Here is a 14,941-nt window from a genome sequence, read left to right as displayed (position 1 = left end):
CCAGCACACAGACGGTTGGCGCTCTTCGGGGGAAGGTGTGCCGTCGGCCCGGATCGCGTGACCCGCTTCATCCGGCCCCGGCTCCGTCGCCTGCCCGAAAGCGAGTTGAACCAGCTGTGAGCACGCAAGCCGTCAAGGACGACGCCCACAGGCCACCACCGGGCTCGGGCCGGGCCCCCGCCCCGCAGGATGCGGGCGACGCCGGGTACAGCAAGGGCCTCAAGGGCCGCCACATCAACATGATCGCGATCGGCGGCGCGATCGGTACCGGCCTGTTCCTGGGCGCCGGCGGCCGGCTCGCCTCCGCCGGGCCCGCGCTCGCCATCGCCTACGCGGTCTGCGGCCTGTTCGCCTTCTTCGTCGTACGGGCACTGGGTGAACTGGTGCTGCACCGCCCCTCGTCGGGCTCCTTCGTGTCCTACGCGCGGGAGTTCCTGGGCGAGAAGGGCGCGTACGCGGCGGGCTGGATGTACGTGGTGAACTGGTCGACGACCGGCATCGCGGACATCACGGCCATCGCGCTGTACACGCACTACTGGAGCCTGTTCACCTCCATCCCGCAGTGGGTGCTGGCGCTGGTAGCCCTGGCGGTCGTGCTCGCGGTGAACCTCATCTCGGTCAAGATCTTCGGCGAGCTGGAGTTCTGGTTCGCGATCATCAAGGTCGCCGCGCTGGTCGTCTTCATGCTCATCGGCATCTTCCTGCTGGCCACCCAGCATCCGGTCGGCGGGCAGACACCGGGGCTGAACCTGATCACCGACCACGGCGGGCTCTTTCCGACCGGACTGCTGCCCGTGGTGATCGTGCTCCAGGGTGTGGTCTTCGCCTACTCCGCCGTGGAGCTGGTCGGGGTGACCGCGGGCGAGACCAGCGAACCGGAGAAGGTCGTCCCCAAGGCCGTGAACTCCATCATGTGGCGGGTGGGCGTCTTCTACGTCGGCTCGGTGGTGCTGCTGGCGATGCTGCTGCCGTGGGACCAGTACCTGGGCACCCAGAGCCCGTTCGTCACCGTGCTGTCCAAGGTCGGCGTGCCGGCCGCGGGCGATGTGATGAACCTCGTCGTGCTCACCGCCGCCATGTCCAGCCTCAACTCCGGCCTCTACTCCACCGGCCGCATCCTGCGCTCGATGTCGATGGCGGGCTCGGCCCCCAAGTTCGCGGGGCTGATGAACCGCAACCAGGTGCCGTACGGCGGCATCATGCTCACCTCCGCGGTGTGCGTGCTGGGCGTGGGGCTCAACTACTGGATGCCGGGCAAGGCGTTCGAGATCGTGCTGAACATCGCGGCGCTGGGCATCATCAGCACCTGGGTGACGATCATGATCTGCCACATGGTGTTCGTACGGCGGGCACGGGCCGGACTGGTGCGGCGGCCGGCGTTCCGGCTGCCCGGCACCCCGGTCGTCGACCTCGCCACCATCGCCTTTCTGCTGGGCGTCATCGTCCTGATGTGGTTCGACGACGAGGGTGTGGGACGCCAGACCGTCATGCTGGTGCCGGTCATCGGTATCGCCCTGGTCATCGGCTGGTACGTGGTCCGCGGCCGGGTCGAGCGCATCGCCGCGGAGCGCACGGCGCAGGGCGCCGCGCAGGACTGAGTGCCGCGCCGCGGGCCCCGCGCCAGGCCCCGTAGCCCCTGACCGCCGGACACAGGTGGCCGCGTACGCCCTCCCGGGTACGCGGCCACCGCGCGTTGTCAGTGCCGTCACTTACTGTGAATGCGTGACCGAAGGTGGCTGCGTCGTGGAGGGACGGACATGAGCGGGACGTATCCGGACATCGAGCCGTACGAGCAGGGGATGCTCGATGTGGGGGACGGGCATCTCGTGTACTGGGAGGTGTGCGGGAATCCCGAGGGGAAGCCGGCGGTGGTGCTGCACGGCGGGCCGGGGTCGGGGTGCACCCCCGGGTGGCGGCGGTATTTCGACCCCGAGGCGTACCGGATCGTGCTGTTCGACCAGCGCGGCTGCGGCCGCAGCACCCCGCGCGCCGACGAGCCGGACATCGACCTGTCCACCAACACCACACACCACCTCGTCGCCGACATCGAGCAGCTGCGGCGGCATCTGGCCATCGACCGCTGGCTGGTCTTCGGCGCCTCCTGGGGCGCCACGCTCGGGCTGGCCTACGCACAGGCGCACCCCGGGCGGGTCACGGAGATCGTGCTGTTCTCCATCACCAACACCAGCCGCAGAGAGGTGGAGTGGATCACCCGGGACGTGGGCCGGCTCTTCCCCGAGGAGTGGGCGCGCTTCCGTGACGGCGTGCCGCCCGCCGACCGGGACGGCAGTCTGGTGGACGCGTACAGCAGGCTGCTGCACGACCCCGACCCCGCGGTACGCGAGCGCGCCGCCCAGGACTGGTGCACCTGGGAGGACACCCATGTCGCCATCCGGCCCAGCGAGCGCGTCGGCTCCCTGCGCCATGCGGACCCGGCGTTCCGGATGGTCTTCGCCCGGCTGGTGACGCACTACTGGCGGCATGCGGCCTGGCTGGAGGAGGGGGTCCTGGTGCGCGAGGCGGGCAAGCTCGCGGGCATCCCCGGGGTGCTGGCGCACGGCTGCCTGGATGTGAGCAGCCCGCCGGAGGTCGCCTGGGAGCTCTCCCGGGCCTGGCCCGACAGCGAGCTGATACTCGTCGAGGAGGCCGGGCACGGCGGGATGACCGAGGTGGTCCTCGGGGCCCTGGACCGCTTCGCCACCCGCCGCTGAGCCCCTGCCCCTGGCCCCCGGTCCTCACTCGCGCCCGCCCGGTCCCGCTCGCCCGCGTCCCAAAAGGGCGCGGGGAACTGCGCGGCCAGCCACGACGCACCCGCAGACGGCACACCGCACATCCAGCGGAGCGCTCAGCCGCCGATCACGGGGTAGTGGTCGGAGAGGTTGGTGTACGTGTAGTCCTTGCCCCAGCTGGAGACCGTCCAGGGCGCGGACTTCTCCTTGACCACCTCGTTGTGCCAGGTGGCCGGGCGGGCGTGGCCCCGGCGGTGCAGGACGTGGTCCAGGTCCTCGCGGGGATCGCTGGGGTAGCGCTCCTTGGCGATGGAGTTGTCCTGGGTGTCGAAGGAGTACGGGTGGCCGGTGCGGCCGTCCGCGGGGGCCAGGCCCGCGTTGTCGAGCAGGGCGGCGTACTCCGCGCTGCGCGAGTCGACGTTGAAGTCGCCCGCCGCGATGACCTGTTCACCGGCCGGGATCTTCTTGGCGTCCAGGAAGGTGTCCATCTCCCGCAGCTGCTTGGCGCGCACCGCCGCCGCCTCGCCGGCCTTGCAGCCGGGGTCGGTGGACTGGGCGTGCGTGCCGACCACATGCACCTTGGTGCCGTTCACGTTCAGCACGGCATAGACGAAGCCCTTGTTGGAGTAGGAGTCCGCGCCGCAGGCGTCCTTGTAGACGTACTGCTCCTTGTGCGTGATGGGCCACTTGGACAGGACGGTGACACCGCCGTCCTCCGGGGCGGTGGAGGAGTACGCGCCGCCGGTGGCGTCCCAGCCGCTCTTGCCGCGGCCCATCACCGGGGTCTGGTGCGGGTACTGCGCCGCGGCGTTGGACTTCAGCGCCTCGGAGGAGGAGTTGTCGAACGCCTCCTGCAGGACCACGACGTCCTTGCCCCGGAAGAAGTCCGCCGCGGGGATCTCCTTGGCGCGGTGGTCCTGGCCCCAGTTGGGATACAGGGTCTTGCTGAACAGGAACGCGTTGTAGGTGAGGACCCTCAAGGAGGGGGTCGCGGCGGCGTTCGCGGCGGTCGCGGCGGGAGCCGAGGCGGCGAGGCCCGCGGCGGTGAGCGCGGCGGCGAGCGCGGCCGTACGGAATCTGGGCAGGGCGCGAAGCGGCACGGATTCTCCCGGTGAGGGTGTGGGGGCTGAACCTGTGCGGCTCATCAAAGCAGCCGGAGTTACCTTCGGGTAACAGCCAGGCAAGGGGAAGTTTTCGGCCGGGTGGCGGCTGCGGGCGGCCCGGCGCGGTGGCCGGGAAGCGGTCGTACACCGGGCGTCGCGGGGCCGGCGCACAGTGGACGGGCGCAGGACATGGCGGCGGTGCCCGGATCGACGCGGCCCCAACTGCCTGGGCGAACAGGGTCGTCACCCGGGCGATGTTGCGGTGCTATCGCCAAGTGCTGTCGCCCTCCACCGGGCCCGGCTCCCCGACACTCTGCGGTACCGAACCTCTCACCGATGAAGAGGAGCCCCCCATGAGACGCACCAGACCCGTGCTGCTGGCGGCGTTCGGCCTCGCCGCCGCCCTGGGTGCCGCGCCCCTGACCGCCGCCACCGCCGCTCCGGCCGCGGCGCCGGCCCCCGCCGCGCACTCCGCGAGTTCCGGCTACGCCTCCTTCGCGCCCCCCTCGGACCTGAAGGTCACCAAGAACGCGTCGGCGCTGAAGGCGGAGATAGCCTCCAACCAGGCCTTCTTCAAGGCGGTCTGGAAGGCGGTGGCCGCCGAGCGGGCCAAGAACCCCGGCGCCCAGGCCGTCACCGTCACCTACACCACCAACCGGGCCCCCAGCTTCCGCACCCAGATAGCGCGCAGCACGCAGATCTGGAACAGCTCGGTGACCAACGTCAAGCTCCAGGAAGGCACTTCGGGCAGCTTCTACTACCGCGAGGGCAACGACCCGCGCGGCAGTTACGCCAGCACCGACGGCCACGGCCGCGGCTACATCTTCCTGGACTACCGGCAGAACCAGCAGTACAACTCCACCCGCGTCACCGCGCACGAGACGGGCCATGTGCTGGGCCTGCCCGATCACTACTCGGGCCCGTGCAGCGAGCTGATGTCCGGCGGCGGCCCCGGCCCGTCCTGCCAGAACGCCACCCCGAACGCGCAGGAGCGCGCCCGCGTGGACCAGCTGTGGCGCAACGGCCTCGCCGCCGCCCAGGCCTCGAAGTCCTGACCCCGGCAGCGGCGGGGTCCCCGGTCGGCGGACGGGCTCCGCACGGCTGACCCCGATCCTCCCGGCCCCGGAGTCCCGGCCCTGTACGACCACGGTCGGCGGGCGGACCCTGCGCCCGCCGGCCGGCCGTGCCCGACCGCCCCGCCCGTCTCACCAGCGCGCGTGCAGCCTGCGCCCCAGTTCCACCGCGCGGGCCGCCTTGTGCCGCTCGGTGGCGTAGGAGGTCAGATCGGCGAGCGGCGCGAAGCGGCGTACGGTGATCGAGCGCGCCGCGGCGAAGCTCCGCAGCCCCTCGTCCCCGTGGATCCGCCCGTACCCCGACTCGCCCGTGCCGCCGAAGGGCAGGGACGGCACGGAAGCGAAGCCGATCACCGAATTGACCGACACCGCACCGGAGTTGAGCCGCTCGGCGATCGCCAGCCCGGTGCGCCGGTCGCCGCTGAAGACCGCTGCGCCCAGCGCGTACGCACCGGCGTTCGCGCGGTGCACGGCCTCGTCCACGTCCCGTACGGAGTTGACGGCGACGGTCGGCCCGAACGTCTCCTCGCACATCGCGGGGGAGTCCTCCGGTACGTCGACCAGCACGACCGGGTGCACGTACGGAGGCCGTACGGACTCGGGGCCGCCGTACCCGGACCGCGCCCCCGACGCCACCGCCTCCTTCACGTGCCGGGAGACGACGTCCAGTTGACGGGGGAGGGTGAGCGGCCCGTAGTCCGCCTCCGGGTCGGGCCCCGGGCGCAGTCCGCCGGCCCGTGCCGTGATCAGCCGGCACAGCTCGGCGTGCACCGAGGCGACGGCGTAGACCCGCTCGACGCCCACACAGGTCTGCCCCGCGTTGGACATCGCGCCCCACACGATCGCCTCGGCAGCCTCCTCCAGGTCGGCCGAGGCGTCCACCACCACGGCGTCCTTGCCGCCGCACTCGGCCAGCAGCGGGGTCAGCCGCTCGGCGCAGACCGCCGCGACCTTGCGGGCGGTGCCGGGCGAGCCGGTGAACGCCACCTTGTCGACCGCCGAGCGGGCCAGCGCCTCGCCGGTGGCCCCGGGGCCGGTGACCGTCTGGAGGAGGAAGGGCTGGTCGGGCACCGCCTCGCGGAAGCTGCGGGCGAGGAACTCGCCGGTGCCCGGGGTGAGTTCGGAGGGTTTGAACACCACGGCGTTGCCCGCGGCCAGCGCGTAGCCGATGGACCCCATGGGGGTGAACACCGGATAGTTCCACGGCCCGATGACGCCGATCACCCCGAGCGGGCGGTGGGCGAGCAGGGAACGCTGGTGGAGGGAGAGGACGCCGGAGGGCACCCGGCGGCGGCCCAGCACCCGCCGGGCGTTGCGTGCCGCCCAGTCCAGGTGGACGACCGCGAGCAGCACTTCGGTGCGCGCGTCGTGCTCCGGTTTGCCGGTCTCGGCGGACACCAGTGCCGCGGCCTCGTCCATACGGCGGGCCAGCGACCGCTTCCAGGCCAGCAGGCGCTCCCGCCGCCCGGCCCAGCCGCAGGCCGCCCAGGACCGGGCGGCTTCACGCGCCCTGGCGACGGCCACACCGACGTCCTCGGGACCGTGCACGGGGTGCTCGCCCACGGCGAGTCCGGTGGCGGGGGAGTAGGAGGTGAAGGTCTGCGGGGGTGCGTCGGATCCGCTGTGGTCACTCGTCATGCCGCCCAGCAAGCCCCCTCGGAGGGGAGTTGCGCAAGAGGCCGGCGCCGGACGGACCCTACGGCCGCGCCGACGCACGCGCCGCGCCGACGCACGCGCCGCCGCCACGGATTCCGCTTCCGTGACGGCGGCGAGGGCTGCGAACCCGAACCCGTCGGCCCTGTCGGAGTCGGAGGTCACCGCCCCGAGAGGCCGGTCAGGCCCCGGCGCTCAGTGCTCGTGCACGTGGTTCGTGGCGGCGATCTTCTTCCACGACTTGGGCTGGGCGACGGCCTTGGCGGGCGAGTGCTGCGGCGCGGCGAACCCGGCGCGCTTGGCCGCCGGGGAGCCCGGCTTGACCGGCTGGAACAGCCACACGTCGAAGAACTCGGCCAGCGGCTTGCCCGACTTCTTCTCGGCGAACTTCACGAAGTCGTTCACCGAGGCGTTGCCGTACTTGTTCGCCGTCGGCCAGGACTTGAGGAGGTCGAAGAAGACCTTGTCCCCGACCTTGTTGCGCAGCGCCTGGAGCGTGAGCGCACCGCGGTCGTAGACGGCGAGGTCGAACTGGTTGTCCGGACCCGGGTCGCCCGGCTTGACCTTCCAGAAGGGGTCGTCGGCCGGGTGCTGGTCGTAGACGTAGTCGGCCAGCTCCTGCCCGGTGCCCTCGCCCTCCTTCTCCGACCACAGCCACTGGCTGTAGCGGGCGAAGCCCTCGTTGACCCAGATGTCCTTCCAGTCCTTGAGCGACACGCTGTCGCCGTACCACTGGTGGGCCAGCTCGTGCACGACCACGGAGACGTTGGTGCCGTTGTCGAAGGCCTTCTTGCCGTAGAACGGGCGCGTCTGGGTCTCCAGCGCGTACCCGGCCGGGACGTTGGGGACGTACCCGCCCACCGAGTTGAAGGGGTAGGGCCCGAAGACGGACTCCAGCCACTCGGTGATCTCGGTGGTGCGCTCCAGGCTCGCCCGCGCCGAACCCTCGTTGGAGCCCAGGTCCTTGCTGAAGGCGTTGATCACCGGCAGACCGCCTGCGGTCTTGTCGGTGGTGATGTCGAACTTGCCGATGGCGAGCGTGGCCAGGTACGTCGCCTGCGGCTTGTCCGAGCGCCAGTTGTAGCGCGTCCAGCCGAGCTTGGAGCTCTGCGAGAGCAGCACGCCGTTGCTGAGCGCCTGGGTGCCGTCCGGCACCGAGACGGAGATGTCGTACGTCGCCTTGTCGGTGGGGTGGTCGTTGCTGGGGAACCACCACACGGCCGCGTCCGGCTCCTGCGCCACGACGCCGCCGTCGGGCGTACGGGCCCAGGCGGTGTAGCCGTCGATCTTCAGCTCGGAGGGCTTGCCCGCGTACCGGACGACCACGCTGATCGCCTTGCCCTTGGGCAGCGGCGCCTCGGGCGTGACCTCCAGCTCGTGCTTGCCGGAGGTGGCGAACTTCGCCTTCTTGCCGTTGATCCGGACCTCGCTGACCTTCAGGCCGAAGTCCAGGTTGAAGCGGGAGAGGTCCTGGGTGGTCTTGGCGATCAGCGTCGCCGTGCCCTCCAGGAGGTCCGTCCTGGGCTGGTACTTCAGCCGCAGGTCGTAGTGGGAGACGTCGTATCCCCCGTTCCCGCTCTCGGGGTAGTAGGAGTCACCCGCGCCCGGAGCCCCGGGCTCGAAGCTGGCCGCCGATGCCGGGATCGCCAGCAGCAGGCTGAGCGCGGCCGCGCCCGGGACGATAAGTCTGTGACGCACGAGTCCTCCAACTCGTAGGGGAGGTGAATCTCTTCAGACCTTATGTACTGTGCCGCCACCCGTCATGTCCATGGCCTCAGCTGACACATGACCGACATCTTGGTGACACGGTCCCGTGAAGACCCTCTTCTGCACAGGAGTTGACCCGCGCTACCGTCCGCCCGTGACGATATCTGCGCGAAATTCCCGCATACCGTGGAAGATTCCGATCATTGCGGCCCTGGCCGCACTGCTGGCCACCCTCATCGGCCCGGCCGCCACAGCCCAGGCGATACCCGTCAAATCGGGCGAGAGTAGACCGATTTACTCCTATGACCGCGCGATACGCGAATCGGTATGGGTGGACATCGGGCTCGACGGCGACTCGGACGGCAGGACCGACCGGGTCGCCGTCGACATCGTCCGGCCCCGCGAACCGGCCCAACAGGGCCGCCGCATACCGGTGATCATGGATGCCAGCCCGTACTACTCCTGCTGCGGGCGGGGCAACGACAGTCAGAAGAAGACCTACGACGCGAGCGGGAAGCCCGTACAGTTCCCGCTCTTCTACGACAACTACTTCGTCCCGCGCGGCTATGCGACCGTCCTGGTCGACCTCGCCGGAACCAATCGTTCCGACGGCTGTGTGGACGTCGGCGGACGCTATGACATCCACTCGGCGCGGGCCGTGGTCGACTGGCTCAACGGCCGGGCGCGCGCCTACAGCTCCCGTACCGGCGGCACTCCGGTACGCGCCGACTGGACCAACGGCAGTACGGGAATGATCGGCAAGAGCTGGGACGGCACCATCGCCAACGGCGTCGCCGCCACCGGCGTCAAGGGACTGAAGACCATCGTCCCCATCGCCGCCATCTCCTCCTGGTACGACTACTACTTCGCCAAGGGTGCCCCGCTGTACTCCTCGGGCCCCGACCGGCTGTCCACCTACGTCGAGAGCCCCGAGGCCAGGGCCCGCTGCTCCGCCGTACAGAAGAAGCTGGTCGAGGGCGCCCCGCGCACCGGGGACTGGACGGACCTGTGGACCGAGCGCGACTACGTGCCGGACGCGAGCAAGGTCACCGCGAGCGTCTTCCTCGTGCACGGCATGCAGGACCTCAACGTCCGCATGAAGCACGCGGGCCAGTGGTGGGACGCGCTGGCCGAGGAAGGCGTCGAGCGCAAGATCTGGCTCTCCCAGACCGGCCATGTCGACCCCTTCGACTTCCGCCGCACCGCCTGGGTCCCCACGCTGCACCGCTGGTTCGACCACTACCTGATGGGCTACGACAACGGCATCGAGCGCGAGCCGATGGCGGACATCGAGCGCAGCCCCGACTCCTGGTCCACCGACCGCGTCTGGCCCGCGCCCGGCACCCGCGCCACCACCCTGCGCCCCGACAGCGGCAGCGCACCGGGCGTCGGCGTCCTCGGCACCCGGCGCGCCCCCAAGGGCGCCACCGAGACCTTCACCGACGACCCGAAGCTGAACGAGGCCGACTGGGCCGCGCACATCGACCGCTCCACGCCCGCCAAGGCCGGATTCATCACCCGGCCGCTGAACCGGCCGCTGCGGCTGTCCGGCTCCGGCAGCGTCGAGGTCACCGTCACCCCCACCACGCCGACCGCGCACCTGAGCGCCGTCCTGGTGGACCTGGGCCCCGACACCATCCGCAACTACGCGGCCGACGGCGAGGGCATCACCACCCTGCCGCAGCGCACCTGCTGGGGCGCGAGCGCCCCCGGCGACAGCGCCTGCTTCCGGGAGACGGCGGCCGACACCCAGAAGGTGGAGCACACCGTCTTCAGCCGAGGCTGGGCCGACCTGGGCAACTACGCCGACCCCCACAAGGGCCGGCCGCTGACGCCCGGCAAGAAATACACCCTCACCCTCGACCTGGCCGCCAGTGACCACATCGTGCCCGCCGGACACCGCCTCGCACTGATCGTCGCGGGTACGGACGCGGGCCTGATCGACCCGCCCTCCACCACCCCCTCGCTCACCCTCGACCTCGCCCGCACCTCCGCCGACCTGCCCGTCGTCGGCGGCGCCAAGGCCTTCAAGCGCGCCACCTCGGGCCCGGCGCACCCGGCCGCGCGAACTCCCGCACCGCTGGACGGCGTCGACCCGCCGCGTATCGTCGCGCCCGTTCCCGCCGCGGGCTGAGCCCACCCGTCCTCGCTCTCTGTCCGGGGCCGCGCCCCCGCGGCGCGGCCCCGGCCCCCCACCCCGGTCCGACTTCAGGGAGGCACCCCCTCGTGAGACTCCGCTCCCACCCCCGCGCCCTCGTGCTCGGCAGCCTCGCCGCCGCGCTCACCGCGGCGCTGCTCACCTCCCCGCTCGCCGCCGCCGACACCGGCAGGATCCGTACGGGCTTCGAGATCAGCAACGGCGCGCGCTGGACCACCCAGCCCGAGGAGCGGCGGTTCCTGGCCGCCGTGGACCGTGCCAGCGCCCGAGTGCGGGTGGACCGCATCGCGACGACCGGGCAGCAACGGCCGATCCAGCTGGTACGCATCGGCGCACCGGCGCCGCGCGACGCCGAGCAGACCCGCCGCGGCAACTCCGTACTCCTGATCTGCTCCCAGCACGGCGACGAGCCCTCCGGCCGCGAGGCCTGTCTGTCCACGGTCCGTGACCTGGCCTTCGCCCGGGACCGCGCCACCCGCCGCTTCCTGGAGCGCACCAGCGTGCTGGTGGTGCCCACCGCCAACCCCGACGGCCGGGCCGCCGACACCCGCGGCAACTCCGACGGCGTGGACATCAACCGCGACCACCTCGCGCTGAAGACCGCCGAGGCCCGCGCGATGGCCGCCGTCATCCGCGACCACCGGCCCGACAGCATCTACGACCTGCACGAGTACGGCCCGACCGTCCCGTACTACATGAAGGACGTGCTCGCGCTGTGGCCGCGCAACCTGAACGCCGACCGGGCCGTGCACCGCGAATCCACCGTGCTCTCCCGGGACCACGTCCTCGCGCGCGCCCAGGAGGCGGGCTTCAGTACCGGCGTGTACGGCATCTGGACCGACCCGGTCACCGGTGAGCCCGTCAAGCAGGTGGCGGGCGACGGACAGGAGCGCATCCTGCGCAACACCGCCGGGGTCAAGCACTCCGTCGGCCTGCTCGTGGAGACCCGCGTGGATGCCCTCACCGAGGCCGAGAAGGCCGACCCGGCCCTGAACAACCGGCGCCGGGTGCACTCCCAACTGGCAGGTCTCAAGGGCCTGTTCGGCTTCGCCGATGAGCGCAGGCCCCGTATCGAGGCGGCCACCGCCCGCGCCCGGATGGCCGGGTACGCCGACCGCGGACCCGTCTACCTCGGTGGCGCCGACAACGAACCGGCCCCTGCCGACAAGGTCCTGACGGACCCTCCGTGCGGCTACCGCCTGGACGCCGCCCAGTACGCCGAGGTGGGCGACGAACTGGCCCTGCACGGCGTACGGGTACGGCCCACCGGCGACGGTGCGGTGGTGACGCTGCGTCAGCCGCTGCGCGCCCTGGTGCCTCTGCTGCTGGACGGGCGGGCCGCCTTCCACCTCACGGCCGCGCGTCCCATGGACGCCTGCTCCGGCGTGGTAATAGGGGGTAACAGGTAGGAAAAATATGGCCGATTGAAAGGTCACCACGTGTCGGAAACAGTCAAAGGAACGGGTGGCGGGGAGGGCGGGCCGGTGACGGCGGACCTTCCCGGCGATCCGCACCGGACCGGCCCCCCACAGACCGACCGCGTCGTCTTCGGCGTCACCGCACTGCTCACGCTCGCCTTCATCGTCTGGGGCGCGACCTCCACGGGCACCCTCAGGGACGCCTCGAACACGATGCTGAACTGGGTGATCAGGAACGGAGGCTGGGCCTTCGTGCTCGCCGCCTCCGGCTTCGTGGTCTTCGCGATCTGGCTGGCCGTCAGCAAGTACGGCCGTATCACGCTGGGAAAGGAGGGCGAGGAACCGGAGTTCCGTACGGTCTCCTGGATCGCGATGATGTTCAGCGCGGGCATGGGCATCGGATTGATGTTCTACGGCGTCAGCGAACCGCTCGGGCACTTCGGCACCCCACCACCGGGCACCGACCCCAAGGACGCCGCCCAGGCCATGGACACCGCGATGGCCACCACCCTCTTCCACTGGACGCTGCACCCCTGGGCGATCTACGCGGTGGTCGGCCTGGCCATCGCGTACAGCTGCTTCCGCAAGGGGCGGCGGCAGACGGTCAGCGCGGTGTTCACCCCGCTGCTGGGCAAGCGGCGGGTGGACGGCTGGGGCGGGCGGGTCATCGACATCCTCGCCATCTTCGCCACCCTCTTCGGCTCGGCCGCCTCCCTCGGGCTGGGCGCGCTGCAGATCGGCAGCGGCATCAAGGTGCTGGGCTGGATGGACAGCGTCAGCACCACCCTGCTGGTCGTCATCATCGCCGTACTGACCGTGGCGTTCGTGCTCTCCGCGGTCTCCGGCATCGCCAAGGGCATCCAGTGGCTGTCCAACATCAACATGGTGCTGGCGGTGACGCTCGCGGTCTTCGTCTTCGTCGTCGGCCCCACCGTGCTGATCCTGGACCTGCTGCCCACCTCGATCGGCACCTACATCGGTGAACTGCCGCAGCTGGCGGGCCGTACGGAGGCCAGCAGCGGCGCGGACGTCGGCAGCTGGCTGCGCAGCTGGACGGTCTTCTACTGGGCGTGGTGGATCTCCTGGACGCCGTTCGTGGGCATGTTCATCGCGCGCATCAGCCGGGGCCGGACGATCCGTCAGTTCGTCGGCGGGGTGATCCTGGTGCCGAGCGTGGTGAGCCTGGTGTGGTTCGCGGTGTTCGGCGGCTCGGCGATGCGTCTGCAGGACGGCAAGAAGCTGTCCGGCGAGAGCACGGCCGAGGGCCAGCTCTTCGACGTACTGCACCAGTACCCCATCGCCACCCTCACCAGCATCCTGGTGATGATCCTGGTCGGCATCTTCTTCGTCTCCGGCGCGGATGCCGCCTCCATCGTGATGGGCACCCTGTCGCAGAAGGGGTCCTTCGAACCGGCCCGGCTCGTGGTCGTCTTCTGGGGCGTGGTCACCGGCGCGGTCGCCGCGATCATGCTGATGGTCGGCGGCGGAAAGGGGGACGCCCTGACCGGGCTGCAGAATCTGACGATCCTGGTCGCGGTGCCCTTCACCCTCGTCATGATCGCGATGTGCTGGGCGCTGATGAAGGACCTGCGCCGGGACCCGCTGATCGTACGGGGGCAGCATGGCGAGAGGGCCGTGGAGACGGCGGTGATCGAGGGCCACAAGCGCTACGACGGCGACTTCGAGATCCGGATCGGGCCGGGCAACGGGGCCCCGGGCACGGGCGCGGCAAAAGCGTCCAAGGCGCCGGAGCCCTCCAAGCCCCCGGGCTCCGCAGGGGCTTCCGGGACTTCCGGGGCTTCAGGGACCTCGGGAGCCCCGGGGGCCGAGACGGGCTGATCGCAGTGCGGGGGTGAGCGGAGGGCGGGTTTCCCGGCCCTCCGCTCATGCCGCTGCGCCCGGCCCCGTGCTCTAGGCCACCGCCTCCCGCACCGCCGCCGCGACCTCCAGGGCGCACCCCCACGACACCGTCACACCGGCCCCGCCGTGCCCGTAGTTGTGGAAGCACAGCGCCCCGTTGTCCAGCCGCTCGCTCTCCAGCCGCACCTGGGCGCGTCCGGGGCGCAGGCCCACGCGGTGCGCCAGCACCCGCGCCCGCGCCAGCTCTGGGTGGATCAGGGCGCAGCGCTCCACTATCGCCGCGGCCACCGCCGGGTCCGGCTCCCGCGACCAGGCGTGCTCCCGCGCCGTGCCGCCCAGCACCACGCCGAAGGGCTGCGGCATCACATACGTCGTGCTCCCCGCGTCCCCGTCCGACGTGACGAACCACTCCTCGATCCCAGGGTTCTGCACGATCACCAACTGCCCCTGGACCGGGTGCACCCGCGTATCCGGGACCAGCTCGCGCGCCCCCAGGCCCGAGCAGTTCACCACGACCCCGGCCTCCCGGCCCGCCTCCGCCAGCGAGGTGAACGGGCGCCGCTCCACGCTCCCGCCCGCCGCCGCCAACCGCCGTTGCAGATAGCGCAGATGGACGGGCATCTCGACCAGCGGCGTACGGGCCCGCCACGCCGGGTGGCCCCGCAGGCTCTCGGGCAGCTCCTGCCCGGTGGCCGGGCGCACTCCGGGAACCGCCGCCAGCCACTGCTCCGGCTCCCACCCGCCGGCGTCGACCATGGTGCCGGGCACCATCCGTACCCCGGTCTCCTCGGGCCGCCCGGCCAGCTCGGCGAGCGCGTGGAACGTCCGCACGGACCACTGCACCGCCTGCCGCTCCGGCTGGATGCGATAGGGCCAGCACAGCGCGCCCGCCAGGGCCGATGTCGTCTCCCCCGCCCGATCGCGGCTGACCACCCGCACCCGGTGGCCCGCCTCCGCCAGCGCGATGGCCGACGTCAGTCCGGCGACCCCGGCGCCGATCACGATCACATCGTTCGTCATGCCTGGACGCTATCCGCCGCCGCGCCCCCGGACGAGGGCCCGGCCAGGACGGGGCGGCCCAGCGCCCGGAGCGCGCCCGCACGCCCTTTTCGCGCTCCCGCTCCCGAAGCCCCGTCCCCCACCTCCCGGCTCCCGCCCCCGCTCCTTTTCGTGCCCGCGCCGCTTCTCCACTCCGACGCTCAACACGCTTTTTGTATACGGGAGTTGATGCGTGCCCCAC

The 14,941-nt window shown here is 71.4% G+C and carries 10 protein-coding genes; 6 read left to right on the top strand and 4 right to left on the bottom strand.

Annotated elements, in window-relative coordinates:
• The first annotated feature begins 116 nt into the window (after positions 1–116).
• Both AC4IJH_RS11830 and pip read left to right on the top strand, forming a co-directional pair.
• Positions 117–1,598 (top strand): amino acid permease, encoded by a 1,482-nt coding sequence (locus AC4IJH_RS11830; RefSeq protein ID WP_490851570.1) that lies wholly within the window; start codon positions 117–119, stop codon positions 1,596–1,598.
• Positions 1,599–1,757: 159 nt separating this feature from the next.
• On the top strand, positions 1,758–2,711 hold the full coding sequence (gene pip, locus AC4IJH_RS11825) for a prolyl aminopeptidase (RefSeq protein WP_490851569.1): 954 nt from the start codon (positions 1,758–1,760) through the stop codon (positions 2,709–2,711).
• A 134-nt stretch (positions 2,712–2,845) separates the two neighbouring features.
• On the opposite strand, the gene sph is transcribed toward pip, so the two are convergent.
• Complete coding sequence (gene sph / locus AC4IJH_RS11820) at positions 2,846–3,874, bottom strand: sphingomyelin phosphodiesterase (RefSeq protein ID WP_490851568.1); 1,029 nt, start codon at positions 3,872–3,874, stop codon at positions 2,846–2,848.
• Positions 3,875–4,185: 311 nt separating this feature from the next.
• On the opposite strand from sph, the gene snpA reads away from it, so the two are divergent.
• Positions 4,186–4,887 carry a snapalysin gene (gene snpA / locus AC4IJH_RS11815; RefSeq protein ID WP_490851567.1) on the top strand — a complete coding sequence of 234 codons (702 nt, stop codon included), beginning with the start codon at positions 4,186–4,188 and terminating at the stop codon, positions 4,885–4,887.
• Positions 4,888–5,037: 150 nt separating this feature from the next.
• Here snpA and AC4IJH_RS11810 read toward each other — a convergent pair whose 3' ends face one another.
• Both AC4IJH_RS11810 and AC4IJH_RS11805 read right to left on the bottom strand, forming a co-directional pair.
• Positions 5,038–6,543 carry an aldehyde dehydrogenase family protein gene (locus AC4IJH_RS11810; RefSeq protein ID WP_490851566.1) on the bottom strand — a complete coding sequence of 502 codons (1,506 nt, stop codon included), beginning with the start codon at positions 6,541–6,543 and terminating at the stop codon, positions 5,038–5,040.
• A 210-nt stretch (positions 6,544–6,753) separates the two neighbouring features.
• Entirely contained in the window at positions 6,754–8,256 is a 1,503-nt protein-coding gene (locus tag AC4IJH_RS11805) for a M1 family metallopeptidase (protein WP_490851565.1), read from the bottom strand.
• Between the two features lie 163 nt (positions 8,257–8,419).
• Here AC4IJH_RS11805 and AC4IJH_RS11800 point away from each other — a divergent pair, with 163 nt between their 5' ends.
• From AC4IJH_RS11800 to AC4IJH_RS11790, 3 genes are all read left to right on the top strand, one after another.
• The gene (locus tag AC4IJH_RS11800; RefSeq protein ID WP_490851564.1) at positions 8,420–10,399 is read left to right on the top strand and encodes a Xaa-Pro dipeptidyl-peptidase; all 1,980 of its coding nucleotides are present in this window, start codon (positions 8,420–8,422) and stop codon (positions 10,397–10,399) included.
• A 92-nt stretch (positions 10,400–10,491) separates the two neighbouring features.
• Positions 10,492–11,832: a M14 family metallopeptidase gene (locus AC4IJH_RS11795; RefSeq protein ID WP_490851563.1), complete on the top strand. Its 1,341-nt coding sequence runs from the start codon at positions 10,492–10,494 to the stop codon at positions 11,830–11,832.
• A 75-nt stretch (positions 11,833–11,907) separates the two neighbouring features.
• On the top strand, positions 11,908–13,680 hold the full coding sequence (locus tag AC4IJH_RS11790; RefSeq protein WP_490851562.1) for a BCCT family transporter: 1,773 nt from the start codon (positions 11,908–11,910) through the stop codon (positions 13,678–13,680).
• Positions 13,681–13,752: 72 nt separating this feature from the next.
• Here the strand turns inward: AC4IJH_RS11790 and AC4IJH_RS11785 are convergent, their stop codons facing one another.
• A complete protein-coding gene (locus AC4IJH_RS11785; RefSeq protein WP_490851561.1) occupies positions 13,753–14,721 on the bottom strand; it encodes an FAD-dependent oxidoreductase in 969 nt (322 codons plus the stop codon).
• Between the last annotated feature and the right edge of the window lie 220 nt (positions 14,722–14,941).

The organism is Streptomyces sp. UF-297 (assembly GCF_058245575.1).
This window is presented reverse-complemented; position numbering and strand designations above follow the sequence as displayed.